Annotated in this window: 1 protein-coding gene; it reads right to left on the bottom strand. The window is 20.1% G+C overall.

What is annotated here, in order from left to right; genetic code table 11:
- Positions 1-203 precede the first annotated feature (203 nt).
- A partial coding sequence (locus IE124_RS34430) for a M24 family metallopeptidase (RefSeq protein ID WP_189514057.1) occupies positions 204-557 on the bottom strand: 354 nt, incomplete at its 5' end.

A 557-nucleotide genomic window follows, 5' to 3' on the forward strand; every position in this document is an offset into this window, starting at 1 on the left:
AAAATTAATAAATCTTTATTAGATAAATATAAATTAAAACTATTTGATATAATTTTTATATTAAATTTTAATTTATTTAATAAATTTTTTATAAAAAATGGATATGGATATATTATTGTAAAAGGATAATAAACTTCTAATATCTCATTTTTATAATTTTTCGTTGCTATTCCTAAACCAAAACTAAATATCATAATAAATATTTATCCTATAAATTTTTCATTTTTTCTAATTGTTGTAATAATTACACCTTTTTTTTTTATAATTAATGTATGCTCCCATTGAGCCGAAATACTTTTATCTTTTGTAAGAGTTGTCCAACCGTCATTTAATATTTTAATTGAATGTTTACCTATATTTATCATTGGTTCAACTGTTAAACACATTCCTTCTTTTAAAAAAATATCATTTTTATAATTATATCCATTAAAATTAAGAACTTGAGGTTCTAAATGAAAATCTGTACCAATTCCATGTCCACAAAAATATTTTACAACACTATATCCATTCTTCTTTGCATGATCTTGAATCATATTACCTATTTCAGAAAGTCTTAC

The sequence above is a fragment of the Streptomyces narbonensis genome (assembly GCF_014649015.1).
GTDB classification, from domain to species: Bacteria; Actinomycetota; Actinomycetes; order Streptomycetales; family Streptomycetaceae; genus Streptomyces; species Streptomyces narbonensis.